A 25,723-nucleotide genomic window follows, 5' to 3' on the forward strand; every position below is an offset into this window, starting at 1 on the left:
CAGAAGGGGCTGCCCTTACATTGTAAAGATTCCGCACTCAGCAGGGGCAGCCCCCCTTCCTGAAAACGTCTTTACAATGTAAGGGCAGCCCCTTTTATGATCCCGTCAATAGCTGATGTCCCACCATACCAATCACGAATCCAATGACCGCGCCAAGCGGCGGTGTCCAGTGTCGATGCATGGTCGAACTAGGGGCGATATCCTGGAAGATCAGATACAAAATTCCACCAGAGGCGGCAGCCATGATGACCGCCGTGGTTTGGAGGAAATCTGATAACCAATAGAAGCCGACCAATGCGGCGATAGGTCCGATAAAGGAAACTAGAAAAAATCCGAGGAGCCGGTGCCGGCCGGACACTTTCGAGTCCTCGAGCTCACGAAATGCATTAAAACCTTCGGGAAAGTTTTGTAAGCCGATAAATAGCGCCAGCAGCATGCCAAAGCCCGGATTTACCGCAAACATCGCACCCAGACTCAATGCTTCAGGGATGAAATCAAGCAACATGGCGAGCAGTTGCGACACGCTACTCATTTTCTTAGCCAGCCACTCATCGATGGCACAAAACGCCACGCCACCACCGATAAACGCCAAGGCCACCGCCCACACTGGCAGGTGTTTATTCGCCTCAGGCAACAGCGCATAAGTGATCGCCGACAGTAGAATACCACCGCCTGCAGCCACCACACCATGCACAAAACGCTGCTTAAAAAGCGTCCCAGCCCTGCCTTCCCATTTCGCCAGCACCGCGCCGACAAACCCCGCAAGGCCCGCAAGCCAGGTAACCAGCAGCATTTTTAATACCATCTAACCCTCCCAGTTCCTGCAGAAGGGGCAGCCCCCTCCTGGTCGCTTGCCAAAATTCAGCAGGGGCAGACCCCCTTCGCGAAAACGTCTTTACATTGTAAGGGCAGCCCCTTCTGTTGGCGGTGCCACGGAAATACCTTACGATAAGCGAAGGACTTACAACATCATAGGTCAATGTCGCATGAAATGCTTTCAATGGGTGCGCACTGCTGTTCAAAACACTGCGATGCTCGTCGGTGTGTGCTGCGCTTTACTCATTGCAGGTGTGCCGACGCAATCTGCTATGGCGGCGACGGTTAAGATGAGTAAATCGAAGATCTGCCACGACTGGCGCAGCCCCTACTATGAACGGGTAAAAACATTCACCAGCTATCCGTCACTTGACGCCTGTCTCGCCGATGGAGGTCGTCTTCCTAAAAGCACCCGGCCCCCTGCAAGCAATAGCTACTCCCGCAGCGCCTACTTGCACTGGATTGACGAAGACAACGATTGTTTAAACACGCGGCATGAATTATTAACCAAACTATCCACGGTCAAGGTCACCACCACACGCAACGGTTGCCGCGTGCTGCGGGGTCGTTGGAACGATCCTTACTCAGGACAAATTATTTTCGATGCAACAGACATGGATGTCGATCACCTGGTGCCGCTCGCTTGGGCATGGCAGCACGGTGCGGCAGATTGGTCCGCACCGCGGCGCAAAGAATTCGCCAACGACCCGATCAACCTATTCGCTGTAAAGCTCGAACTCAACCGCAGCAAGGGCGCACGCGGTCCCTACGATTGGTTGCCCCCCAACCAAAAATTCCACTGCCAATACGTAACACGATACCTCCGCGTTATGCTGATTTATAACTTCACCACCAGCTCACGTGACGAAATTCGCGCATTGCGCGATAGGATTTGTGATTAATCCCAGTCACAGCGAAAGTCGAAAGTGGCAACACTGCCGAAGTTATCCACAAGGGGCTGCCCCTCCTTAGGACGGAGATCCCGCAGCTGTATTTCGCCAAAGAACGCCCAGTAGTCGAACGCGACGGTAGTCTGATCATGGTCGACGACGACCGCATGCCGCTCGCCCCCAACGAACAGCCACAAGCCAGAATGGTGCGCTTCCGTACCCTTGGCTGCTATCCACTGACCGGAGCAATTGAGTCCAGCGCGACCACATTGCCAGAAATCATCCAGGAAATGCTCCTGACCACCACGTCTGAGCGCCAGGGCCGCGTCATCGATCGCGACAGCCAATTGATCTACGAAGATCAGTTGCAGGCAATCACCGCCAATGACAGCGTCGATTTTTCGCAACTGGTCGACGGCCTGCAAGCCGAGCGCGAGCAAGGCATCACCATCGATGTCGCGTACCGCTATTTCAGCACCGAAAAACGAAAATTCATCATCGCTGACACCCCCGGACACGAACAGTACACCCGCAATATGGCCACCGGCGCCAGCACCAGCGATTTGGCGATCATCCTCATCGACGCGGAAAAAGGCGTACAAACCCAGACCAAACGGCACAGCTTCATTGTCAGCCTGCTGGGTATCAAACACGTCATCGTTGCCGTCAACAAGATGGACAACGTCGTGCACCGTAGCGACAACACCCCATGGTTCCGCGGCCGCACGCTGATGGAGTACCTCGACACCTCCAGATTAACCATCGCGCAAGCTGCCGACCGCGTCGTCACCTACCTGACCGACAACAACTACCTGTAGCCGTACTTCTCATGCAGCTCCACACGCATCAGCTGGCGCGCACGGCAACTTCCATGGCGATGCGCTCGCCATCTACTGCATCGACGGCCTTGGGTGGCAGAATACGCACGCGATCGGCGGCGATACCATTGTCTGCATCTGGCTTAACCAGCGCGTCGCGTGCCGCTTCGGCGCGGGCGTTGGCAACAGCTTCAAGCTCCGTTTCTGTCACCGACTGCGCGGCAATAACCTGTTCCGCCAAATAAGTGCGATACGCCAAGGCATCGAACCGGCCTTCACCATCTGAATCAGCGGCTGAATCAACGCTTTCCTCAGTGAAATAATCCTTCAACACATCCAGCCGCATTTTCGGGTACAAACGACTGAACATCGTCTCGACAACGGCCTGATTCGACTCGGCTGTCAGGCTCGGCTCCTCAGCGACACCGTCCTCCTCAGCAACGCTCCCGGCATCACCGTCTTCAGCAAGCCGTTGCCGCAACGCTGCAATAGCTTTTTCTCGTTGCAGCACCGCACCATCGAAGCTTTGACTAAAGGGACCGGCCAGCTCCAATACCAGCTGCGGCCGCTGATTCAGCGCTTCGCGGAGCTTACCAATACGCGCACGCTGAGGCGGCAGTAATTCCGCACGCCCAGCTGCGAATTCAACTTTACCCAGATCTTCTTCGTCGGCACCAATTAAGTTTGCCAAAAACCTGAACGGTGCGGTCACCACAGAAGTAATCGCCGTGCCCACAGCCTGTTGGATGACCTTACCGATGTCGAATTGGGGGTTACCCACATCGCCGCTCACCGGCAAGGTGAGATCAATCACACCATTGCTGTCCTCCAGCAGAGCTATGGCTAAATCGAGCGGCAGATCCATAGCATCGCTCGAAGCCATCTTGTCGCCAAGCTTCAGATCATGCAGTACTAGGTTGTTTTGCCCGTCGAGCTGACCGTCGTCGATGCGATAGTCGAGATCGAGATCCATGGTTCCCCCAGCAATCTTACGGCCGGCAAAGTTGACCGTATAAGGCGAGTACTCAGGAATCTGCAGATTGCGGAAGCTCAGCTGAACATTGGTCTGCCGCATGGGATGCCAGGCGTGAATGACACCCTCAACATTCACCAGTCCAAACTCTGTGACATCGCCTTCGAGCTTCACTTGCGCGGGCTCAGCAGAGCTCGAGCTTAAGGTTGATATCTCACCTTTCAGCGCGTGAATGCGGGTCGAAAATGGCAACGGCAGTGAGTTATCGGCAAAGTCCACCGCGCCGTCGTTCAGCGCAATACTCTCGATAACAACACTGAACGGCGGGCGGCTCTCGCCAGACTCTCCGGCATCCGCCGACGAGTCAACACCAACCGGAGCAGGTTTCACCAGCTGCCCGAAGTTCGTGCTCTGATCCGAATAAATAATGACCCGGCCGGACAAACCCTCAACGATAATTGGATCAGTCTCAATCTGACCCTCACCAAGATTAACCTCGAGCTGTTGCGTGTAAAGACGTTGCCAGCCGATAAGCGCTTCGTCATTCAGACCATTTCTAATACGCAACGCATCCACAGCAGCAGAGCCCAGGAATACAAAAGGTTGCTGTGCGTCTGTCTGGAACTGGCCATTAAGTGTCAGCGCGCCGCTATCAAGCCGCACATCGACGAACTGCCGCAGGTACGGCTCGGCCTGTTGCAGTGCCAATTCATTGATGCTGGCACTCGCTTCTACCGCAAGCGTCGGCAACAGTTGTAATGTACCGTCGAACTTAAACGTGCCACCTTGCTCGAACTGTCCCTCAAGATGCACTGGGAACGGTGTACCTTGCTGTATCGAAAAATCACTGATCGACAACCCAACATTCTGCAACGCCAGCGTCACTTGCGACGGTTTTTCGCCATCTGCCACGACAGTATTCCGGCTGTCAGCGAAGTGCAGCAGGCCTCCCACTATCTGCAGTTGCTTGACCTGTAACGCCGGTAGCGGCGCGGGTTCGTCGGTGACCGGTGCCTCACCAGCGCCCGCGGCAGCAAAGCGCAACAAGCGACTCTCACCGGAAGCGAAGCGCTCTTCCTGAATCAGCGGTTGGTCGAGCTGGATGGTTTCGAATGTCCAGGCTCTGTTGGTGATACTCGCCCAGGTAAGATCAACGAACAGTCGGTCCCAACCGAGCAGTTGGCGATTGTCGATATCATCAAGTTCGACGCCGTTGAGCTGCACGGTCAGCGTGTAAGGATTAGTTTGTATTGACGCGATGCGAAGTTCGCGAGCAGAGCCTTCCGGCGCCGTTCTTTCTGCAACGTACTGCACAGCCACGTACCGAATCACCCACGGCAAGCCAAAAAAGCCCAGCAAGGTGTACACAATAACCAGTGCCAGCAACCAAAACCGAATCCGCCGTGGCGACGCCCATTTTGTGCGTAGGTCGCTACCAAACTGCTGAAGTGAACCGCTTTGCATAAGCCAGCCTCCGTTGAACTAAATATGGGTGTAAAGATGATAATGAATACTACCCTACAGTGTAGACCGAGATTGGCGTCATGAGTATGTCTCTTCTTCTGCCGGCGCTCACACCTGCGCCATATCCGTACTCAACATACTAGTGGACAGGTGGATGGGTAACCTTCCCACCGATGAGTTTGCCGTTAACCTAGCGGTCACGGCCTTATTTTGTATTTTCCCGTACAAGATCAGTAAGGGAAGTAATATCGCTAGGTGGTTCTACTCCATATTAATTGGAATGAGTTTTGTTCTGTTACTAGGCGATGTAATCTACCGCACGCTCGATCCAACCTAAATCGCAATCCACTTCCCGCGCACTCAGCACCACGCAGACGTAGGTACGCATACCCTTTTCAAATTCACCGAACAAAATAAGCGAGGTTCCAGATGCGAGTAGCAGTGGTAGGAAAAAGGCGTGGAAGCCGCGCAAGCCATAGGCGCGAAGCGCTTTGCCTGGTAGCCCGTAGTTCTACTACGGGTCCAACCTTCCATCACCGCAATGCCTAATCAGACGCAGAGCATGCCCGCAGACTTCCCCCGCAGTAGAACTGCGGGCTACGGTTAGGCGCTGCCGATACTACGCCGTCCCTGTATAAGCTCCGAGCGTTGGCGGGGCAGCAGCGCAACTTCATATCCCATCAGCCGGAAATATTTTTGCAGGCTATCGAGTCGAGGATTACCAGCATTGTTCTCGATATCACTGACCACTTGCCGGCTGAGGCCAAGTAATTTGCACACTTCCTGTTGACTCATTTGCAGGCCCTCGGTGCGGATCCGCTTACCAACTTCGCCAATGGTGATCTCACCACGCAGCATGCGTTGCGTCAGCTCAGCTTTTAATTCAAAACGATCGATTTCAGATTTGTTCATACCAGCCCCCAACGCTTAAACTTGTCCTTAGTGTTCGCCAATGCCAGTGCGGGGAAATCAATGATTGACGCTGGCACCCCAAAGCCATCGAGGACATCCTCGAGTCCCTCTAACTTTTTTGCAAAAGCAATGAGCTCGTATTTGAAACGTTCGGTATCGCCATAAACTGCGAGTGATTCACATAGTTTAAGCCAATCGATTTGCCCGCCGCGCTCGAATTGATTCGACCAGGTCGTTGTACGAATAATTTGTTCAGGATCGGCCTTCATTGGCGCAAAATCGAAAATCGGAGCCAGAGACGATGTTTTGTCCGTTTTGAGCACACCACTATTACGTCCATGATTGTCGGTATTGCCGAAGACCACGTTCAGGAGATCGCGCTTAAGGTATTCGATGACAAGTTCCTCGGAATTTTGCGCATCCACTAAACCCACAAGTTTAGCTAATACATCCTCGTGTTTCAGGAAGCTTCCAGCATCTTTATTCAGTAGTGAATAAACCGACTCAAGCCCATATCGATAGACTGTTGTATCAGTGATGACGCGATCGAAGCGCGGTAGCCATAATGAAGGTTGACGTTGCCCTTCAACCAGAGACATCGCTTGCGTATCAATACTGCTTACGTTAAGCCATTGGTCGAGAATTCGATAGAATGCGGCTTCCGCGCGCAGAATATCGGCGTGAATCGCGGCGTTACCCCGGGGAAATTTAACCAAATAATGCGCGTCAGCTAAATCATCTTCCTGAAGGGTGTCGATCCACACCTGCTTTTCGCAATTCAGCCGAAGTAACAACTTAGGTGCGACACCTCCGGCCCCTGTTGCTCCGCCGGACAAAGCACCTCGTGCACGCGCATAATCTAAAAAATCATGGTCGCGCTCAACGACATCAGCTTGCGTAAAACGCATCGTTTCAAGGCCCAAATTTGCTTCCGCGCGTGCCTGCTCCACCGATTCTTTCACGCGCATGTTGCCGATTGGACTAATCGAAGCCTGAGTAAGTAAGGCGATGTCTTGCTCACTCCTTGGGGCCTGTTGCAAGCCCAGAATCTCCAGCCATTTTTGCCGCGCATATCCAGTTGGTAATACATCGTCTAGTAATGCTGGCCAACGCGCGAACCGGGTTATGTCCATCGGGTTAACTTCATAATTTGCGGAAAAACTACGCGAGTGCTTTTCGCCGAAATAGCGCACGGCATAGTCACGTATGACTTCAAATTTCACAGGACTCGTAGCACCTTGCCCGGGCGACTCGATGTGAAGCGTGTAAGCATCGTGCCAGACGTTATCATTGAATAGTTGAAGTATAACCTTCATTATCATCACTCATTCGAACTTAATGTCTACTAAATTAGACGTAAAAGCTTATATCGTCAAGAGTATGTCTATTATATTAGACCTCGATAGCGGTTTTGATAACTTTTTGTCTTTTATACTAGACATTGGAGTGGAGTGTGCAAAGTGGATGATGTCACGGTTTATCAATTCTACGAATAACTGCTGCTTAAAATGGGGGGGTTACACCGGCATGCTCCCCCCGGTAGCCCGTAGTTCTACTACGGGTCCAACCCTCCATCACCGCAATGCCTAATCAGACACAGAGCATCCCAGCAGGCTCCCCCCGCAGTAAAACTGCGGGCTACAAGTAGCCGTTAGGGTTTTGCGACTGCCAGCGCCAGGTGTCGCGCATCATGTCGTCGAGCGAAAGCTCGGCGCGCCAGCCTAACTTACGGAAGGCGAAGTCGGGGTCGGCATAGCATTGTGCGATGTCACCAGGACGGCGGGCGACGATATCATAAGGCACTGGGCCGCCGGAGGCGACTTCGAAGGCTCGGATCATTTCGAGCACGGAGACACCTTTGCCGGTGCCGAGGTTAACGGCGGTGAAGCCTGGTGCGAGGCAGTCAAGTGCAGCGAAGTGCCCCTTGGCAAGGTCGACCACATGAATATAGTCGCGCACTCCGGTGCCATCTGGCGTCGCATAATCATCACCAAACACACGTAAGCGCTCCAATTTACCCACTGCGACCTGGGCAATATAAGGTACCAGGTTGTTGGGGATGCCATTGGGGTCTTCACCGATGAGTCCCGACGCATGGGCGCCGACTGGATTAAAATAACGCAGCACAGTAGCAGACCAATCCGGATCACCATTACAAAGATCAGCCAAACAATGCTCGACGATATATTTGGACGTGCCATACGGGTTCGTCGTACCACCTACGGGGAAATCTTCATTAATCGGCACGGATGCTGGATCACCGTAGACCGTGGCCGAAGATGAAAAAACGATGTTTTTCACGTCAAACTCAGCCATGACCTGGCACAGCGTTAACGTCCCTGACACATTGTTTTCGTAGTAACGCAGCGGCTGCTCGACGCTCTCACCGACGGCCTTTAGGCCGGCAAAGTGCACAACAGAAGTGATGGTGTGGTCGGTAAAAACCTGACGGAGAAGCTCCGCATCACGAATATCACCCTCGATAAACTTCAGGTTTTTGCCAGTAATCCGCTCCACCCGGCGTAAGCTTTCCGCGGTACTGTTGCACAAGTTATCCAGCGCAAGTACCTCATGACCAGCTTCGAGCAATTCGACAATAGTATGCGAGCCGATGTATCCGGCACCGCCAGTTACTAAAATCATGTTTTCTTCCTTGTTACAGCTTGTTTCTGGGGAGTTTTCAGGAGTATAGCAGGATTACTGTGCTGGTAGAGTGAGTCTCGCCCGCTTTAAACTGGGGCCAGTTTTTCTTAACCACTACATTCCCATCACTTCACTAGACGAAGCTGCGGCTTTTTCGGCGATCGAGCTAAAGTTTCGTCACCTTCAAGATACTCCTCAGCTGGGAACGAGAATGGTGGATGACTGTTCAAGTCAACAAGCTTAATCTTAATTTCTGAAAGTCTCTGGAAGTTAAGCAAGTAAGCCGATAGCCAATCACCACGAGGCCGCTTTTCGGAATCATCATAACAAGGGATGCCGATGTGATAATGCCAAAGCTGATGTTTCCTAGCGTAATTCACTTTCGTTATAAACTTCGGATCATCTTTGTCGACGTCCGTCGATTCCTTCAATCGCCCGGGAAACAAATCCGGATCGCCAAATCCGTGTGTGAGGTAGGCTGAAATGAAGTGGTTGAATTTCTGCTTGTCTGAAAGTTCAGAGGGATAGCAATGCGGTGGTTGCTCACTCGCATTCATATAAATTTTCAAGAAGTGGTAACTTACGGTGATTTGTCGTTCCATGACAGTCTTCCCTAATGCTTATCCCTCAAGCGATTGCATCCGATAATAGGCTTGCTCTAGCTGCTGCTGAACTTCTTCGGGTGTCATCGCGCCAGAAAGCTCAATGACTTCTTCACTATCACGACCTTCGACTGCGGCTTCCATCCGTGGCAGGTCATACGTGTAGTTGGTATTGTCATCATCATAAGTGCGTGACATGCGTTGCTTCTCCATGAGCGTTGCGTTCATTTCATCGTGGATGTTTATGATAGTCGCTGTATATAAAACAAGCAAAGGAATTTTCAACCCCGGCAGCAGGAACATCAGGACTCTACATCTACCGCGATAGTTCGCTGGGTGGCGCGTTGAAGAAAAGTTTATGGGTTGATGGTGAATGCCTGGGTGAGAGTGCGCCATTCGTATTCTTCTATCAGCCGGTAACTGGTGACGAAGAGCATACTATTTCGACTGAATCGGAATTCTCGCCCAATGACTTCGTGCTCTACACGGAAGAAGGCAAGAACTACTACCTGCGGCAATATGTAAAAATCGGCGTTTTCGTTGGCGGCGCAAACCTTGAAGAAGTGAATGAACAGAAAGCGTAAGCTGCGATCGCTGAGCTGGATCTGGCGAAGCAAGGGACGTGTAATTAGGACGTTGGAAAGCTCGGAATGATCAAGTCTGCAGAATATCGATTCAGCAAGACCGTTCAGGATTCGTTCGCGAGTTAAAAGTTCTCGAGTGTCCTTCAGGGTGTCACCGGCAATGTAAAACTGACCCACTAACGGTAATTTAAAATTGACCCACCTGAGGCACATGCCCTGTCCATTTCCACGTTAGTTAGACACTAGAAATTGAACTAAAAAAGCGGCACCTGCGTCAGCAGATACCGCTTTTCATAAGCGAGCATCGAAGAAAATTGTGAGCTTCCCCCGCAGTAGAAATGCTGGCTTACAGTTAGGCGCTGCTAAACAGGTCGCGGGAACCTAGTTTAAAGGCAATCGAATAGACTTAAATGGTGTTTTTTGTAGCACACTTTCGCCGAGAAAATGGCTGATAATGGCGTTTCGCCGTCTTACAATCCATTCATTGTCAAGTAAGGACTGTTTGAGTTCTTGCTCATCACTCCCGTCTAACTCAATCACAAATGATGTATTAAACTCAAGTTCAAAAAGAAAAATATCAATAGGCTTGTGGTCTTCTGTTGTGGGGCTTTGTGTCGCCTCCACCTTAACTTGCGTATGGGTGTTGAACGGGAGCAGATCATCATCGCAATCTGAAAATTTGAACTCGCAATTTAGGCCCGCATCTAGTGCTAATTTACCAAAATCTATTGACGACTCATCTACACCATCAATAATCCTAAACTCAGACCGGAGTATGACGTAGTTTAGCGTTTTTAACTTTTGCGCCAGTTCAATCACTTCCATTTAAAATTCCTTTAGTGGCATTTCCCGTAGTCATATGACATAAGATTTTGTTTGCTATTCTCACCAATCTTTTCTAGTGAAGGAGTCAGTCGAGTCGTTCTAATACCCATGACCTCTGACATGGGAGCAACATGCTTCCAGTCAGCAACATTTAACTTTTCACCTATTCGAGCGAATTCAGCCAGAGGCGGTTTTTGACATTCAGTTTCCAAAATCCACGTCACAAACTTATTAAAGGTTACGCCTTTTTCAACGGCTTGAGTTGTAAGTTGTTTATGTAGCTCAGGTGTTGTTCGAACCTGAAAAGTACCGCTAAATGGCTTCTCAGGCTCCACACCTAACGCTTCGCAATCAGCGATATACTCATCAACTTCTTCTTCAAAGCTTGCATGTAATGCCTCTGGGGTATCGCCGCAATATGTAATGAGGCTTTTAATATGCAAGACTTTTCCGGAAAGGCGATTATTTTCAAAATCGACCTCTACAGTACCTTGATAGCCTTTATGCTTAAGTATTTTAGTCGCCATACCTTAATCCAAAAATCCCATTTCCTTGAGTTGTTTGATTGTGGCCTTCAACGCGCCTCGATCAATAGGAGTGCTCCCATGAGCCTTGTGCAAACGAATCTGCTCACTTCTATTATTTGGATTAGCAAACCTGATTCTTGAGCCTCCGGTTTTTCCTGTCGATATCTCTTTTAGACCAAGCTGCTCAAGGAAGGTCTTGAGCTCATAATTAGTTATGTCGCTAGGCGTGGGCGAGCTCAAGATCCTTCTTCTAAGCTTTTCCGCTTTAGTCATTTAGTTTCGTCCGTTGATTTTAGCTCACTGGCAAATTTCTGCAATTAATTTATAAGTGCAAAAATATATCTTGTCATACCGCTTTTCATCATAGAAGCGTTTGCGTGAATTTCAACCATATGTATTCCTGCGGCAGGCTCCCCCCGCAGTAGAACTGCGGGCTACGACAGGTCGACGGTGGAGGGGTGGCAAAAATCAGTGGCCGTTTGGCGAATGTCCGTTCCACGCCTTAAACGCGCGGCTAAAACTGCGGCTGTCGGAAAAACCTAGCTGTAACGCAATAGCTTCTAATGTTAAACCTTGCGCCAACAGCGTCTTTGCGCGCTGATTTAACACATGTTCCCTGACCTTTCGGAACGAAGTCGAATGGGCGGCAAGCTTACGCCTTAAGGTCGCCACACTGCAGCCGAGTTGACTCGCCAATTGCTCCTGCGATGTCGTCCCATTGGCAACCTCGGTACGCACACGCTGCAAAAAACGTGAGCCCGGAACCGCTTGTGAAGAGTGTAAACGCTGCTGTAATTCCTGATAAACCCGCGCCGAAGTAAGTACTTTGTCAGCCGGCCAACGAATCTCGTTTGCCGCCATCTCAATCGGAAAGTGCAACCCATAAACATTGCTTTCAAAACGAATGGCCGTTTCACAAAACTCACCAAACAAGGGGTTAGCGAGCCCCTGCGTCGACTTCGTTTCAACTTTAAGTAGGGGTGCTGTCTGCTCCAGCAAAGTGCAGACGATGCCGTAAATGTACATAAGCACACAGTTCAAATTGAAACTAATATAGTCGGATTTGTTTTCGCGCTGATAGGGGAAATCGGCATCATCAACGACATACACCAAAGCACGTTGCCGCAGCTCCACCCTGTTGTAGTTGCCACCATGGATAAAATTATACGACTGCGCCAATTGCTCCAGCATGTCCTGCAACGTTTTGCACTGGGGTAACTGTGCTAATACGAAGTCGTTCGTACCAGGTAACAAGGGACGTTGCGACAGATGCCACGACTCATCATGAACCGCAATTGCATATTGCTCAAGTAGCCGCAACACATCGACAAGCGTAAGCTCATCGACGCTGGTCTCGCGCGACATGTCGAGCTGTTCAAGCAAGTCAGCCAACGATAACTGGGCTGACTGCAACATGGTATTCAGCACATCGGTGTTCACAGGTTTTTGCTCTGGTTTTGTTCGGAAACAAGTTAAGAGCATAGCGATTTTTGTCCAAACTTCAACGAGCTAGTGCCACAGCCAGCGACGAGCCTTCTGACAAGTCTGTCCGTAGTTGCGCAGCCACCAACTGCCGGGCGCGATGGGCTACCGGAAGCGTACCAAAGGAGAAAAACGCGTGGATAGTACTCGAGAAACAGCTGTAATGACGTAAACGCCCGGCCTGCAGTAAGCGCTGGGCAAATTGCGCACCCTCGTCATGCAAAGGATCGTACCCCGCTACAAGTACCGATGTGGGCGGCAAATGAGACACGTCCTGCAATGCCATCGGCGACACATCGACGTTGTGCACCTGCTGTGGCTCTTCCGCGTAATACACCGCAGTATTGGCAATCGCCTCGCGACTTAACAGCAAATCACCGTCACCAAATTTCAGCCGCGAAGGGTAATGTTGGTGGGGGGAATACACGTCCAGCACCGGGTAAATTAAATGCAGCGCGGTAATTGCGATCGGATCGTCCGTCAAATGATGCGCAACAGCTACCGCCAGATTACCACCGGCACTGTCGCCCATCAGCGCAAGTCTGGTGGCGTCCACAGAGTACTGATCAGCATGTTTGTGCAACCAGCGGACCACCGCCAGACAATCATTCAGCCCGGCAGGATATTTGTGTTCCGGCGCTAAGCGATAGCCGACGCTGATAAACTGTAAACCCGTGCGGAAACATAGATCGCGCATAAGCGTGTCATAACAATCGAGATCACCTAACGACCAGCCGCCACCATGAAAGAAAATAACCGCCGGCAAAACATCCGCGCCAGCAGAACTCGGACGGTAACTACGGATGGGAACGCGACCACCGTCATAAACCACTTCAGACTCAGTGACATCCACCTCAGCCGGCGCTTTTCCGGCAAGTGACAAAAACATCTCTCTGGCGCCCAGACGCGCTTCCTGCAGAGAAATCTCTTTGCCGTGAAGGTCGGATTGCGCGGCGTTCATCGTTGCAACCAGTGCTGCCGTTTCCTTATCTAACATCATTGCACCCCGCGTCGCCGTTAAAAGTTGTAGCGTATGTTAATGCCTACAGTGCGCGGCGCGCCGTAGTAACCGAGCTGCACCCCCGGCGACGCACTCAAATCAAACGCATGCTCGCGATACTCTTTGTCGGTAAGGTTTTTCCCGAACAGACTTGCCTGCCAGCGACCATCAGCAGTTTCATAGCGCAACGATGCATCAAGCAAGCTGTAACCGTCTTGCGCTAACACCTCGCTACTGCTCACCGTTAAATAGGTTTTCGAGCGATAACTTAAGCCCACCTGAAAACTGACATCACCCTGTTCGAATCCGTCAAACCAATAGGTTGCTCCGATACGCCCTGACCACTTCGGTGCATTCACCAGTTCACGTTGATCGCTGACCTCCTGCTCAAAATCGCCAATAAGCTCATCGTAACCACCGCCCAGGTACGCCGCGTTCATGTCAAACGTCAGTTGTTCGGACAGCACCGCCTGGAGCTCCATTTCAGCGCCGTAGATCGTCGCTTTACCGGCGTTTTCAAAGAGTGATAGAAACGCGCCGGTGTCCTGATCAATCGAGAAGCGACTCAGTTGAAAATTCTCGTAGTCGTTGTAGAAGGCCGCCAGGTTAAGACGCACGTTATTATCGGCGAGAATCGACTTTGACCCGACTTCGTAGCTCCACAACTCCTCGGGTTCGAAAGGTTGCGGGAATGATGTCAGCCGGCCATTAAAGCCACCGCTTTTGAAGCCTTTACTCGCACTCGCATACACCATGGTTCTGTCGGACCATTGGTAATCCACCGCAACTTTCGGCGAAAACTCAGTCCAGTCCTGCTCGGCGACAAAGCCCGTTTCGCCATACCCCACTCCGGTACCAAAGGCCGCTTCCATTTCCTCGGCGGTGGTTATGCCCGTGCCGGCAAACTCTTCACCACGATTCACCATATGCTTTTCTTCCTGGGTAAGCCGCGCACCGACCGTTACATTCAGGCGCTCATAAATGGCAAATGTCGCGTTACTAAACAAGGCTTTGCTGGTGACTTCCTGTATACGCTCACCGGCGTTTACCACAGGGAACGGGAAGTAGACCCCACCGCCCAGAGGCACGAAAAATTCCGGTGCCACGGCGCCGCCAAAACTCCAGTCGTCTTCATTAAAATAATAGAGCCCGGATACCACTGACACCGTATCGTTGGCGAAAAGCCACTGAAATTCCTGACTGAACTGCTCTTGCTCTTCGAAGTTATAGATACCAAACGAGCTGTCGGGCGTACCATCAAGATCCAGGTGCGTGCGATAACTCATGTCACGCCGCGCAGATATCGATTTGAAGGTGTGATCACCCGCCTGATAGGTCAGCGTAAGCGCCACGCCAGAGGTGTCCAGCGATTCCAGGTCATTGTAATTGGCGTTGACCGTGAAAGGGTCATCGGTTGGCTCGCGGAAGCCTCCTTCGCTTAAAGAATAAATTGCTGTTTCGCGATGGGGTGTGCGGGAGCGATCAGGGTCATTCTCTGAACCATCAATAACAAGGTATGCGGTCCAGTCTTCCGCTGGCCGATACAAAAACGAAAGTCGATAGGCTTGCGATTTCTTATCGTAATCCTCACCGCCGTCGAATAAATTGTCAGCATACCCATCGCGCGTCGTACCAGCCACCGCAACACGCGCAGACAGTACATTTTCAACCAGTGCGCCGGTTAATCCAGCTTTAAGACTGCGCAGGCCATAGTTTCCCAGCGTGACATCCGCATAGCCTTCGGTGTAGTCACCTGGCATAGCGCTGGTGAACTTAACTGCGCCACCGATGGTATTACGCCCATAAAGTGTCCCTTGCGGGCCGCGTAATACCTCTATTTGCTGAGGATCAATGACATCCAGGAAAGAGCCTTGTACCCGACCAAGATAAACATCGTCTAAATAAACCCCGACACCCGGGTCGTTAAATGAAATTGAATCGATTTGCCCCACGCCCCGCAAATAAACCACAGCGTTAGAGGCATCGCCAACATGCAGACTTAAATTCGGCACGTGACTTTGCAAATCTCCCAAGTCTTCGATATGCATGTCTTGCAGCTCGTCACTGGAGAGTGCGGTAATCGCGATAGGAACCTGTTGTAAGTTCTCGGTTCTGTGGGTTGCAGTTACCTCAATAACTTCAATCGACTTACGTTGCTCTTCCTTTGTTTCGGTAGTGTTCCCGGATTGCTGCGCCAGCACAGCTGGGCTCGCCAGGGTCGCGAGTACCGCAGCCGCACAGGCTGTCAATGTATGGTTTCGGTGACTCATTTTCGGGCATCCTCTGTTATTTTTATCGTTTTAATGAGCGTTAGTGCAGACGATACTACGCCGTCCTTGTGCCCGAACAAGGACATAAAACGTCAAGTTGAGCCGACAAATTCGCTCAAATCAATTGCCAAATAGTAGCCCGTAGTTCTACTACGGGTCCAACTCTCCATCACCGCAATGCCCATACATACACAGAGCATGCCAACAGGCTCCCCCCGCAGTAGAACGGTGGGCTACTTTTCGGTCAGTTCAAGGGTAGCGGGAGTGGGGATCAAGCCAAAAAAAACAAGCAATCCGCAATCAATCCCGGGGCAGCTCGCGCACGATGTATTGGACCAGCGCAAGAAAGAGGATGCCACTTGACAGGTAGCTGATAAAGGGTGGTGCAACTTCAAGTAGTTGCGCCAGGGGGCTGGCATATAGCGTCGTGAGTGCGACGTCACTGGCAATTACGAATACATCGATGAAGTAGCGGATAGCATAAAGAATTCCGGCGATAATAATCCCGGCATAGAGCATCTTTTCTGCGGGCCTGAGTGGTGAGCGCTTGAGCGCGGAATACTGAGAGTTCATTGGGCTTATCCTATCTGACTATCACTGTCGATGATTCAAAGAAGTACCTTGTTGTATGAAATTACTTCAATTGTTACCGGATAACATGTCAGTGAAAAGTAAGCTTAGCAATTAGCCAAAGATCATAGTCTAAATCGCATAGGTCATTAATTGCCACCATATGTTCAGATAACTTATTTTATGGTTCAATAAATCAATAAATGTCGATGCCATGGTTCTATTTTAGCCGGTAGCCGTTAGGGTTTTGCGACTGCCAGCGCCAGGTGTCGCGCATCATGTCGTCGAGCGAAAGCTCGGCGCGCCAGCCTAACTTACGGAAGGCGAACTCGGGGTCGGCATAACATTGTGCGATGTCACCGGGACGGCGGGCGACGATATCATAAGGCACTGAGCGGTCGGAGGCGGCTTCGAAGGCTCGGATCATTTCGAGCACGGAGACACCTTTGCCGGTGCCGAGGTTAATGGCGGTGAAGCCTGGTGCGAGGCAGTCAAGTGCAGCTAAGTGCCCCTTGGCAAGGTCGACCACATGAATATAGTCGCGCACTCCGGTGCCATCTGGCGTCGCATAATCATCACCAAACACACGTAAGCGCTCCAATTTACCCACTGCGACCTGGGCAATATAAGGCACCAGGTTGTTGGGGATGCCATTGGGGTCTTCACCGATGAGTCCCGACGCATGAGCGCCAACCGGATTAAAATAACGCAGCACTGTAGCAGACCAATCCGGATCAGCATTACAAAGATCAGCCAAACAACGCTCGACCATATATTTGGAGGTGCCATACGGGTTCGTCGCACCACCTACGGGGAAATCTTCATTAATAGGTACGGATGCTGGATCACCGTAAACCGTTGCCGAAGATGAAAAAACGATGTTTTTCACATCAAACTCAGCCATGACCTGGCACAGCGTTAACGTCCCTGACACATTGTTTTCATAGTAACGCAGCGGTTGCTCGACGCTCTCACCGACGGCCTTTAGGCCGGCAAAGTGCACAACAGAAGTGATGGCATGATCGGTAAAAATCTGACGAAGAAGCTCCGCATCACGAATATCACCCTCGATGAACTTCAGGTTTTTGCCAGTAATCCGCTCCACCCGACGTAAGCTTTCAGCGGTACTGTTGCTTAAGTTATCCAGCGCAAGTACCTCATGACCAGCTTCGAGCAATTCGACAATAGTATGCGAGCCGATGTATCCGGCACCGCCAGTTACTAAAATCATGTTTTCTTCCTTGTTACAGCTTGTTTCTGGGGAGTTTTCAGGAGTATAGCAGGATTACTTTGCTGGTAGAGTGAGTCTCGCCCGCAGTAGAGCTGCGGGCTACGAGTTAGCCGCTGCCGAAGCAAGGATCCTGTAACTATTCTCTAAAAGAATCGGGCCTCATTGAACAGGGGTCCGTTTACTGCCTTAGCCATGTCCTACAGAAGAACTTGGCGAGTGACGCCGCGCCGCCTCCGTAATCGGCCAGCCCAGCCGCGTTACATGGTCAAAACTAAAGCAATGTTCCGTAGGATTATTTCGGCACGCACCAATGACTTCATGAGAGCATTTAAAGTGTGGCTTACGAAGCCGAATTTCGCCCTCGCAAATTGGGCATGTAGCGCTCGCTGTGATCACTTCTAAGGTGGGATCTTCATCACCGTTGGGCTTCATAACAACGACTGACTGTGGTGCCGATATACTTGCTAAAACGTCATGCGCCAGCGTAATTCGAGTCGTCGTGAAGCGATCGTAGGATCGTAATAAACGCAACACGATGTAGCCAACAAAAAGGCTAGCAACGAAGCCAAGAAGGGTGTTGAGCGACGGTGCTGAAATGGATGCCAACAACAATAAAACCGCAACCACCAAGTAACCAAGCGCAAACGTAAAAATCATAACGATCGCAAGTACCATTGGCCAAGTGCGCAACCGCATCCCCGAAAGAAACCCAAACACACGCCACAGCCGATGCTTCTCATCAAAGGTATAACGAATTGCGCCAGCCGGGATCTCCCTAGCTGCGCGAATCCCTTCTAGCGCGGATTCAACTGCACTGAAGTGAATTACATTTATGCGTTGTGATTTATCCATCTTAATTGCTGGAATAAAGTCGAAGTCATTGTCTATCGCGTATTGCCGCAGCGCATCCGAAAACCGCTCTAGTTTCTCCTCAGACTTCGAAAAGGCTTTCCCATACGCACTATTACTCTCGACTTTTTCGGTTTTATCGACCAAATCAGTTAACGTAAAAACCAGGGTTTCCGCCTCGGAATCCAATACCTGTTGACTCATCTCTTTCAGCATCTTATGAAACGCTTCCGGGCGCTTTTTCTTCTTGTACAGCTCATCTACCCATTCCTTGGCGCAACGTGCCGCAGTTATAAGTGATTGTTTTTCCATAACGATTCTCGGTGATTCTCTATGTTTCGCTAACTTTTGTTCAGTTTCCCTGGTTATCTGAAATACGTCAATACGACGTTTATTACACGAGGAACCAGCCATGAACAAACCATTCATTCCATTTGGAATACAAGAATCAACAGGCAAACTTGTCGATATTTCAGCAGTTAACTCAGGACTTGATTGCAGCTGCATTTGCCCCGGCTGCGGTGGTGACCTGGTAGCAAGAAAAGGCGATAGAAAACGGTGGCATTTTTCGCATCATCAATTAGAGGAAGATGACCCTTGTTCCTTTGCTTTTGAAGCTGGACTTCGCTGCATGATTTGGCAAGAGCTAAACAAATTAACGGAGATATTTGTTCCCTGTACCGCAATGTTCAAAAACCGGAACCTAATTGTTGATGCTATAGAAACAGGACTAGAAGATGATTACCCCATCGACTTTATCGTTTATGCGCAAGACGCCTGTATTGCGGTGTGCTTAACCCATGCACAACATCCATTTGATAGCGACCTATTGAACCGATTGTCCAGAAACATTGCGATACTTGAGATCAGACTTCATGAATATTATTCCGAACTCAAGAGTGCCGATCCAACCAAACTGAAAGACGTAGTGCTGAAATCCCTTTCTAATTGCATCACCAGTAAATATTGGCGTCGGTCTCCTGATAAATGCGACTTCCCGCTGCGTCCACAGTACGCTTTTGGCTGCGTTACGTGTGGGAACAGTTGGCAGGGTCACGAATACAAGAACCTTTGCGACCTATGCTGTTCGCCATTGATGGTCTTGCGGGAGGCATTGTCATGATGCTGCTCGCACTTAACAAAGAAAACGGAAGAGGAGGTTTCTATCAGCCAGGCCGAGAAGGACTGCCCCAGTCAACCCTGTTCGCTTGAGCGAATTTCCTCGTTGACAAGTTAAAGATACATAATCAAAAGTTCCCAAACACCGTTAATCGAACTATCCTGAATGGCTGTTAGATGCAATGTTAAAACTGTCACTTAGCTCACAGAGAACCGGATGTGCTCTTCTTTACAGGCCAGCAATACTTTATCACGCATTCAGACAAGGATTTTATATGAGATTACACACCGACACCGCAATGTCTAAAGCCATTTTTGAGCTTCTACACCAAATCGATAATGCTATTGCACAACGTCTCAACAACGCACCCGACGGAAGCGTTAAGGCCTATATCTTTGGAGGCTGCGCAGTACATCTGTTAGCAAACTCCAGGGGCAGTAACGATTTAGATATTTATCTAGACTCATCGCGCTTATTGGAAATTAATGATCTACTAATTGATGTCGAAGACGTCTACTACGAAGACCCGGAGTTAGGGGCGTCACAACTGGTTTTGGACGACACATTTAACCCATCCATCTCGCCTGTAATGATTCCTGATTACAAGGGACGGGCTTTTGAACTAGAAACTGGTGCACACGTTTTACATACCTATATCGCACACCCCATCGATATATCAATCTCTAAGCTTTCGAGATGCGCAGTCGACGATGTCAACGATATTGTTGCTCTTTATAATAACGGCCATTTCATGATCGAGGAGTTCAGACAAGCTGCTAATATAGCTGCGAAGTACAGCAACGATGAGCAAAAATTGCGATTAAATATTGAGCACGTTATACTAAAGCTCGAGTCGGCCTGACTCTTTGAGTATGAATGAGTTTATAGTTATGAATAATTTCCAAAAATCTTTTGATTCTTTGGTCAAAAACCCTACAGCACAAAATGCACAGGTTGATCTTGAAAAGGTTGCAGTTGCATTGTGGTATAAGGGGTTTGTGCCAAAGCTAGATGAACTTGACGGTGTTGAAGCTGCTCAAGCAGGCTATGTATTGGATAAACTCAGCCGCTACAATTGTTTAGATACGTCTAACAAGGTACTACTACGAGCGGTGCTTACTGAGCTAGAACTTAAAGCTAACAAAGCTCCTTCTCGCAACTCCGCTGACATGCTAGCAAATAAGTGGGGAGCATCTGCAGATCTCAAAAAAGAGTTCCGCACCTTGCTGCCATTGCAACGTCGTAACTTTAGTCGTTACCAAGAAAACCATGCGGCAGTCTGACCGATAGAACGAAGCGTAACAGTTAACTAACGCTAAATAACGTTGTAGCCCGTAGTTCTACTACGGGTCTAACCCTCCACCACCACAATGCCTCTATAAACTGTACCCACTATCCAAAAAATAACCAAACTAGTCATTTGAACTGTTTTTAGGTTCAAAAAACGCAAAAACGGCACCTACGCAAGCAGGTACCGCTTTATTTTGAACAGGCACACGCGATGCCGGCAGGCTTCCCCCGCAGCAGAACTGCGGGCTACGGGTTAGTCACTCCCAAACAAATCGCGGGTGTAGACTTTGGTGGAGACGTCGTCAAGTTCGGTGGCGATGCGATTCGAGATGATGACGTCGGCTTCGGCTTTAAAGGCGTCGAGGTCGCTGACGACGCGCGAGTTAAAGAATTCGGCGTCCGGCAAAGCAGGTTCGTAGACGATGACCTCGATGCCCTTGGCTTTGATGCGCTTCATGATGCCTTGCACCGCAGACGAGCGGAAGTTATCTGAGCCCTGCTTCATCACCAGGCGATAGACGCCAACGACGCGCGGTGCGCGCTTAATGATGCTGTCGGCGATAAAGCCTTTGCGCGTGCGATTGGCATCGACGATGGCACTGATCATCGTTTGTGGCACATCGTCGTAGTTGGCAAGTAACTGCTTGGTATCTTTGGGTAAGCAATAGCCACCATAGCCAAAGGAAGGATTGTTGTAGTGATTGCCGATACGAGGGTCTAAGCAGACGCCATCGATGATGTGGCGAGCGTCTAACCCATGGGTCTGGGCGTAGGTATCGAGTTCATTGAAATAGGCAACACGCATCGCCAGATAGGTATTGGCAAATAGCTTGATCGCTTCGGCTTCGGTCGAGTCCGAGAGCAGAACCCGGATGCCCTATTTTTGCGCCAGTGCTAAAACTTCACGAATAACCGAACACGTCTTCTCAATTTCAGCGTCGGTCAACGTCGGATGCACCAAAAACATCAACGACGTCTCACCAAGCTCGCGAGCTATCGGTAACGGTTCTGACGGGCGCCAACCGGTGTTATCGAATGCTTTCTCTAAATACACTTCAGAGCAAGAACCTTGGAAGCAAGGTACACCGCGGTCAAGGATTTCAGAAACGACGCGATCACGTGTCCAACCTTCCGCGAAATGAGCAGGCTCAACAAAGCAATAATGCTTATAGCATGCATGCTCCATGTGCGAGGGAACAACTGGTGTACGCACCACAGAAAACCCAGAGCAAGCGTTGGTGATCGCTGCTGTATTGCGCTGACGCGCAGCCGTCCAGTCACTCATGCGGCGCAGTTGAATGCGGCCAATTGCGGCCTGCATTTCCATCATGCGCCAGTTGGTGCCGAAGCTTTCATGCAGCCAGCGAAAGCCTGGTGGGTGTTCGCGCTCATAAACGGCTTCATAGCTCTTGCCGTGATCTTTAAACGACCACATTTTGCGCCATAGGGATTCGTCGTTGGTGGTGACCATACCGCCCTCACCACCGGTGGTCATGATCTTGTCCTGACAGAACGACCAGGCACCGATGTGTCCGATGCTACCGACCGACTGACCTTTGTAGCGGGCGCCGTGCGCTTGTGCACAATCTTCAATCACATAAAGGTTATGCTTTTCCGCAAGAGCCATGATTGCATCCATCTCCGCTGGCCGCCCAGCAAGATGCACGACGATGATAGCTTTGGTCTTAGGCGTGATCACAGGCTCAATGGTGTGTGCTTCGATGTTTTGGCTATCACCGTCAACATCAGCGAATACTGGAGTCGCACCAGCATTAACCACAGTTGAAATTGATGCGATAAAGGTTCGTGGAGTAACAATTACTTCATCGCCGGCACTTACGCTGAGTGCGCGCAGAGCTATATCTAGAGCCAGTGTACCGTTGGCCAGAGCGACAGCATAGTTAGAGTCGGTATAAATCGCAAACTCCTTTTCAAAGTCTCGACATTCTGTGCCGGTCCAATAATTTACACGATTTGATAAAACGACATCGTAAACTGCCTTGGCTTCTTCTTCTGTGAATGATGGCCAAGGGGAGAATGAGGTATTTAGCATAGCGCTCAACTCTTTAATGTTTTAATTATGTAGACCAAGTCTTTCATAAACGAATATTCTTGAATATACTTTTTGTTAATTTTGATTTTATCTGGCCATATAACTAAGTCGTTATATTCCCGTGCATTTCCTTTTTGAGATAGAAGCGTCTCCTCATCTTTATACTTTATTGAAGCGGGACCTGTTATACCCGGCCTCAAGTCTAAAATCATTCGATCTTCACCTGTTAGCTTGTCCGCGTAGCCTGGCACATCTGGTCTAGGACCGACAAAACTCATATCACCTTTTAGTACATTAAACAGCTGCGGCAACTCGTCAAGCTTGTACCTACGATAAACACGACCTAACTTGGTGATCTCTTTCATATTAGCAGTTGTTATAGAAGGCCTATTTCCCGCGCCCTTATTTATCATTGTTTTTAACTTATAAACGTTGAAGATGGCAGCGTTTTGACCTACCCTCTTTTGAACAAATAATCCATGACTCTTCGTTTCAAAAGAAACTAACAACCAACAAATTAAAATGATCGGCCATAATATGATGATCAACACAAGACTTAATAAAATATCAAATGTTCTTTTAGCCAACTTATCGAATTTTGTCACGCCGCGCTAACCTTCTTAAAAAGCCTAAAAAACTACCAAAACCATAAATAATATGGTACGCAAGGAAAATAGGTACCGACATTGCAATATTTAGCGCGCCTGCATTCGTGCAGGTCAATGAACCTATTACTCCAGTAAAATAAACAATCAAAGGAACTACTGAGACTATCTGAATCGCAAAATTTTTAAAAAAAATAAATATAGCTAGGAGGAAAACTAGGTAGATAAGAAAAAACAATGGCACTAAATGCCTAAGATAATAGCCTTTAGACGCGCCAACCCAAAAGCCATCCTGATACGCCTTTTTTAGTAATTGAAAAACCGAAGACCTAACGTAGTAGTCAATACGAAGTTTCGGACTAGTGATAAATATAAAACCTAACGCTCGCATTTTCTTATGCAAATCAATGTCTTGGTTTCTTTTTAAATATTCATTTAACAAACCAACTTCATACAAATACCTTTTCTTATAAACTGCAAATAACGCTGTGTCACCGACTATTGCTTTGGATGGCCGTCGTCTAAAGTCTGCGCTACCTCCCCCGAACCTACTTGAGTAAAATAGACAAGCCAAAGTTCCGAAAAAAGTGTTGCTTTTGTGCTCCATCCAGCCACCGATACCAGCAACATTATTTGAAGATTGACCAATCTCAGTCACGGCAATTTTAAGATAATCGCTTGAGAGAGTACTATGCCCATCAAAACGAATAACATAATCTGATTTGCTCGCCTCTATGCCCATATTCCATCCAGTCGCTAACGTTTTATTTGAATTCGAAAGTATTTCAATACTGTAAAACTTTGACTGCTGCTGGTTTTTAAAGCGCTCACACAAAGAGAGAGTATCATCACTTGATTCACCATCCACAATGATCAATTGAATTTTATCCGTCGCCAGCGATTGATTTAATACTGACATTAAAGCTCGCTCAATATGCTTTGATTCATTATAAACGACTAATAAAACTGAAATACTAGGCTTGTTTTGATACTGCATACGACATCCCTCCAAGCATTCCGTAAAAAAACCATAACTCGGGCAATAGTATGTACTCGTTCATAGTCATCATGAATGCCATACCTAGAAACGAAACCCTGAAAGCTCTATATTTAGTATTCATTGGCGCTAGAAGACGGTATATGGAGAGCAAAATTAATAACAACAAACTAAAACCGAATATACCGAGTTCGGCCAAGTAACTTAAATAAAAATTGTGCGCTTTTGAGTCCCGGTCATAAAATCCCACATGTTCATCAAACGCCGCTCTATAGTTTGGTAAACCCACACCAACACCGAAAACCGGATTATTTTTAAAAATCTCAATTGCGGACAACATCAACATATATCGCGTATGATCATTTTCTCCATCTTCGATACCAACCGTTATCGTCTGAGATAGGGTCGTTCCAGTGTGTAGAACCCTGTCAGAAATTTTATCGCCCAGAGGGCTAAACAATACGCCGAGCGCAATTACAAAAACTAAAGTCAACATTGACAGAGATCGCTTCTCGATTCGGAAGAAATAAATAAAACTTACAAACATAAACCCAAATAAACCAGATCTTGATTGCATTAACAATAATGTGATCGAAATAATCGACCAGTAAACGATCGCTTTCTTCCCATTACAAACGTTCCTCTCCATAAGATAGAAGAGTAACGAGGAGGCCATCACTAAAAAAACTACCGTGCCATTTCTATTTACCATTGGCATAAAGTTAGCATCCGACGAAAATCCAACAAAATATCTAACAATACCAACAACACATGCGGCAATTAAAACGGTAAAAAATTTAGTGATTACATCCTCCAATATTTCTATATTCTTCTTTGCAAAATAGCTATATACCGCGATAAACAATAAAAAATTAAAAATCCATGAAAAATAATAAACGAATGTCCCCGAATGCAATCTAGGATAGAAAGATGTTGCCGTTATGTAAAAAATAAAAATGGACATTAAAACTATAAGATTTTTAAGGCGACTATTAATAAAGCCTAATTTTAATAAATATGGAACGCCTGCACATAATATTGGTATATACGCTAGGGGAATACCAAGAAATCTAGCTTCAGCCATCGATTGCTGAGGCATAAAGGCTACAGGAAAAACGTTTACGGCAAATGCGAACGTGAATACATGTTGCATCGCTTTTTCACCCTTAAAACCGTATGCCATTACGGCCAATCCAAAGGTT

Annotated in this window: 25 protein-coding genes and 2 pseudogenes; 6 read left to right on the forward strand and 21 right to left on the reverse strand. The window is 48.9% G+C overall.

The window, feature by feature from the left end; genetic code table 11:
* Positions 1-94 precede the first annotated feature (94 nt).
* A complete protein-coding gene (locus ACQ5ES_RS05270; protein ID WP_445014887.1) occupies positions 95-805 on the reverse strand; it encodes a ZIP family metal transporter in 711 nt (236 codons plus the stop codon).
* A gap of 301 nt (positions 806-1,106) precedes the next feature.
* Between ACQ5ES_RS05270 and ACQ5ES_RS05275 the strand changes: the two genes are divergently transcribed.
* Together ACQ5ES_RS05275 and ACQ5ES_RS05280 are read left to right on the forward strand one after the other, a co-directional pair.
* Positions 1,107-1,718, forward strand: a complete 612-nt coding sequence (locus tag ACQ5ES_RS05275; protein WP_445014888.1) for an HNH endonuclease family protein — start codon at positions 1,107-1,109, stop codon at positions 1,716-1,718.
* Positions 1,719-2,026: 308 nt separating this feature from the next.
* Positions 2,027-2,452 (forward strand): annotated as a pseudogene (locus ACQ5ES_RS05280) (GTP-binding protein); the annotation flags it as partial.
* A gap of 100 nt (positions 2,453-2,552) precedes the next feature.
* Here the strand turns inward: ACQ5ES_RS05280 and ACQ5ES_RS05285 are convergent.
* From ACQ5ES_RS05285 to ACQ5ES_RS05310, 6 genes are all read right to left on the reverse strand, one after another.
* On the reverse strand, positions 2,553-4,961 hold the full coding sequence (locus tag ACQ5ES_RS05285; protein ID WP_445014889.1) for a DUF748 domain-containing protein: 2,409 nt from the start codon (positions 4,959-4,961) through the stop codon (positions 2,553-2,555).
* A 603-nt stretch (positions 4,962-5,564) separates the two neighbouring features.
* Positions 5,565-5,873 (reverse strand): helix-turn-helix domain-containing protein, encoded by a 309-nt coding sequence (locus tag ACQ5ES_RS05290; protein WP_445014890.1) that lies wholly within the window; start codon positions 5,871-5,873, stop codon positions 5,565-5,567.
* Entirely contained in the window at positions 5,870-7,189 is a 1,320-nt protein-coding gene (locus ACQ5ES_RS05295) for a type II toxin-antitoxin system HipA family toxin (RefSeq protein WP_445014891.1), read from the reverse strand. The genes ACQ5ES_RS05290 and ACQ5ES_RS05295 overlap by 4 nt, the downstream gene beginning before the upstream one ends.
* Before the next feature lie 322 nt (positions 7,190-7,511).
* Positions 7,512-8,516 (reverse strand): UDP-glucose 4-epimerase GalE, encoded by a 1,005-nt coding sequence (gene galE / locus ACQ5ES_RS05300; protein WP_445014892.1) that lies wholly within the window; start codon positions 8,514-8,516, stop codon positions 7,512-7,514.
* A gap of 125 nt (positions 8,517-8,641) precedes the next feature.
* Positions 8,642-9,118 carry a hypothetical protein gene (locus ACQ5ES_RS05305; protein ID WP_445014893.1) on the reverse strand — a complete coding sequence of 159 codons (477 nt, stop codon included), beginning with the start codon at positions 9,116-9,118 and terminating at the stop codon, positions 8,642-8,644.
* A gap of 18 nt (positions 9,119-9,136) precedes the next feature.
* Positions 9,137-9,316: a hypothetical protein gene (locus ACQ5ES_RS05310; RefSeq protein WP_445014894.1), complete on the reverse strand. Its 180-nt coding sequence runs from the start codon at positions 9,314-9,316 to the stop codon at positions 9,137-9,139.
* Between the two features lie 62 nt (positions 9,317-9,378).
* Between ACQ5ES_RS05310 and ACQ5ES_RS05315 the strand changes: the two genes are divergently transcribed.
* Complete coding sequence (locus ACQ5ES_RS05315) at positions 9,379-9,702, forward strand: DUF2846 domain-containing protein (protein ID WP_445015400.1); 324 nt, start codon at positions 9,379-9,381, stop codon at positions 9,700-9,702.
* 381 nt (positions 9,703-10,083) lie between these two features.
* On the opposite strand, the gene ACQ5ES_RS05320 is transcribed toward ACQ5ES_RS05315, so the two are convergent.
* From ACQ5ES_RS05320 to ACQ5ES_RS05360, 9 genes are all read right to left on the reverse strand, one after another.
* Positions 10,084-10,527 carry a hypothetical protein gene (locus ACQ5ES_RS05320; protein WP_445014895.1) on the reverse strand — a complete coding sequence of 148 codons (444 nt, stop codon included), beginning with the start codon at positions 10,525-10,527 and terminating at the stop codon, positions 10,084-10,086.
* Positions 10,528-10,538: 11 nt separating this feature from the next.
* The gene (locus ACQ5ES_RS05325; RefSeq protein WP_445014896.1) at positions 10,539-11,054 is read right to left on the reverse strand and encodes a type II toxin-antitoxin system HicB family antitoxin; all 516 of its coding nucleotides are present in this window, start codon (positions 11,052-11,054) and stop codon (positions 10,539-10,541) included.
* A gap of 3 nt (positions 11,055-11,057) precedes the next feature.
* Positions 11,058-11,327 carry a type II toxin-antitoxin system HicA family toxin gene (locus tag ACQ5ES_RS05330; RefSeq protein WP_445014897.1) on the reverse strand — a complete coding sequence of 90 codons (270 nt, stop codon included), beginning with the start codon at positions 11,325-11,327 and terminating at the stop codon, positions 11,058-11,060.
* Between the two features lie 195 nt (positions 11,328-11,522).
* Entirely contained in the window at positions 11,523-12,494 is a 972-nt protein-coding gene (locus ACQ5ES_RS05335; RefSeq protein WP_445014898.1) for a helix-turn-helix domain-containing protein, read from the reverse strand.
* Positions 12,495-12,555: 61 nt separating this feature from the next.
* Positions 12,556-13,536: an alpha/beta hydrolase gene (locus ACQ5ES_RS05340; RefSeq protein WP_445014899.1), complete on the reverse strand. Its 981-nt coding sequence runs from the start codon at positions 13,534-13,536 to the stop codon at positions 12,556-12,558.
* A gap of 17 nt (positions 13,537-13,553) precedes the next feature.
* Positions 13,554-15,806, reverse strand: a complete 2,253-nt coding sequence (locus ACQ5ES_RS05345) for a TonB-dependent receptor (RefSeq protein ID WP_445014900.1) — start codon at positions 15,804-15,806, stop codon at positions 13,554-13,556.
* A gap of 300 nt (positions 15,807-16,106) precedes the next feature.
* Positions 16,107-16,379: a hypothetical protein gene (locus ACQ5ES_RS05350; protein ID WP_445014901.1), complete on the reverse strand. Its 273-nt coding sequence runs from the start codon at positions 16,377-16,379 to the stop codon at positions 16,107-16,109.
* Positions 16,380-16,596: 217 nt separating this feature from the next.
* Positions 16,597-17,607 (reverse strand): UDP-glucose 4-epimerase GalE, encoded by a 1,011-nt coding sequence (gene galE, locus ACQ5ES_RS05355; protein WP_445014902.1) that lies wholly within the window; start codon positions 17,605-17,607, stop codon positions 16,597-16,599.
* Positions 17,608-17,793: 186 nt separating this feature from the next.
* Complete coding sequence (locus tag ACQ5ES_RS05360; RefSeq protein ID WP_445014903.1) at positions 17,794-18,768, reverse strand: hypothetical protein; 975 nt, start codon at positions 18,766-18,768, stop codon at positions 17,794-17,796.
* Between the two features lie 100 nt (positions 18,769-18,868).
* On the opposite strand from ACQ5ES_RS05360, the gene ACQ5ES_RS05365 reads away from it, so the two are divergent.
* The 3 genes from ACQ5ES_RS05365 to ACQ5ES_RS05375 all read left to right on the forward strand — a co-directional run bounded on the left by ACQ5ES_RS05365 (position 18,869) and on the right by ACQ5ES_RS05375 (position 20,859).
* Positions 18,869-19,579: a competence protein CoiA family protein gene (locus ACQ5ES_RS05365; RefSeq protein ID WP_445014904.1), complete on the forward strand. Its 711-nt coding sequence runs from the start codon at positions 18,869-18,871 to the stop codon at positions 19,577-19,579.
* A 271-nt stretch (positions 19,580-19,850) separates the two neighbouring features.
* A complete protein-coding gene (locus ACQ5ES_RS05370) occupies positions 19,851-20,438 on the forward strand; it encodes a DUF6036 family nucleotidyltransferase (RefSeq protein ID WP_445014905.1) in 588 nt (195 codons plus the stop codon).
* A 28-nt stretch (positions 20,439-20,466) separates the two neighbouring features.
* Positions 20,467-20,859: a hypothetical protein gene (locus ACQ5ES_RS05375; protein ID WP_445014906.1), complete on the forward strand. Its 393-nt coding sequence runs from the start codon at positions 20,467-20,469 to the stop codon at positions 20,857-20,859.
* A 260-nt stretch (positions 20,860-21,119) separates the two neighbouring features.
* Here the strand turns inward: ACQ5ES_RS05375 and ACQ5ES_RS05380 are convergent.
* From ACQ5ES_RS05380 to ACQ5ES_RS05400, 5 genes and pseudogenes are all read right to left on the reverse strand, one after another.
* Positions 21,120-21,740, reverse strand: a pseudogene (locus ACQ5ES_RS05380) (UDP binding domain-containing protein); the annotation flags it as partial.
* Positions 21,741-21,743: 3 nt separating this feature from the next.
* Positions 21,744-22,919 carry a DegT/DnrJ/EryC1/StrS family aminotransferase gene (locus tag ACQ5ES_RS05385; protein ID WP_445014907.1) on the reverse strand — a complete coding sequence of 392 codons (1,176 nt, stop codon included), beginning with the start codon at positions 22,917-22,919 and terminating at the stop codon, positions 21,744-21,746.
* A gap of 5 nt (positions 22,920-22,924) precedes the next feature.
* On the reverse strand, positions 22,925-23,524 hold the full coding sequence (locus ACQ5ES_RS05390; RefSeq protein WP_445014908.1) for a sugar transferase: 600 nt from the start codon (positions 23,522-23,524) through the stop codon (positions 22,925-22,927).
* The gene (locus ACQ5ES_RS05395; protein WP_445014909.1) at positions 23,508-24,521 is read right to left on the reverse strand and encodes a glycosyltransferase; all 1,014 of its coding nucleotides are present in this window, start codon (positions 24,519-24,521) and stop codon (positions 23,508-23,510) included. The genes ACQ5ES_RS05390 and ACQ5ES_RS05395 overlap by 17 nt, the downstream gene beginning before the upstream one ends.
* Positions 24,499-25,704, reverse strand: a complete 1,206-nt coding sequence (locus ACQ5ES_RS05400; RefSeq protein WP_445014910.1) for an O-antigen ligase family protein — start codon at positions 25,702-25,704, stop codon at positions 24,499-24,501. Before ACQ5ES_RS05400 ends, ACQ5ES_RS05395 begins: the two co-directional genes overlap by 23 nt.
* Positions 25,705-25,723: the final 19 nt, after the last annotated feature.

This window comes from Pseudidiomarina xizangensis (assembly GCF_052541995.1).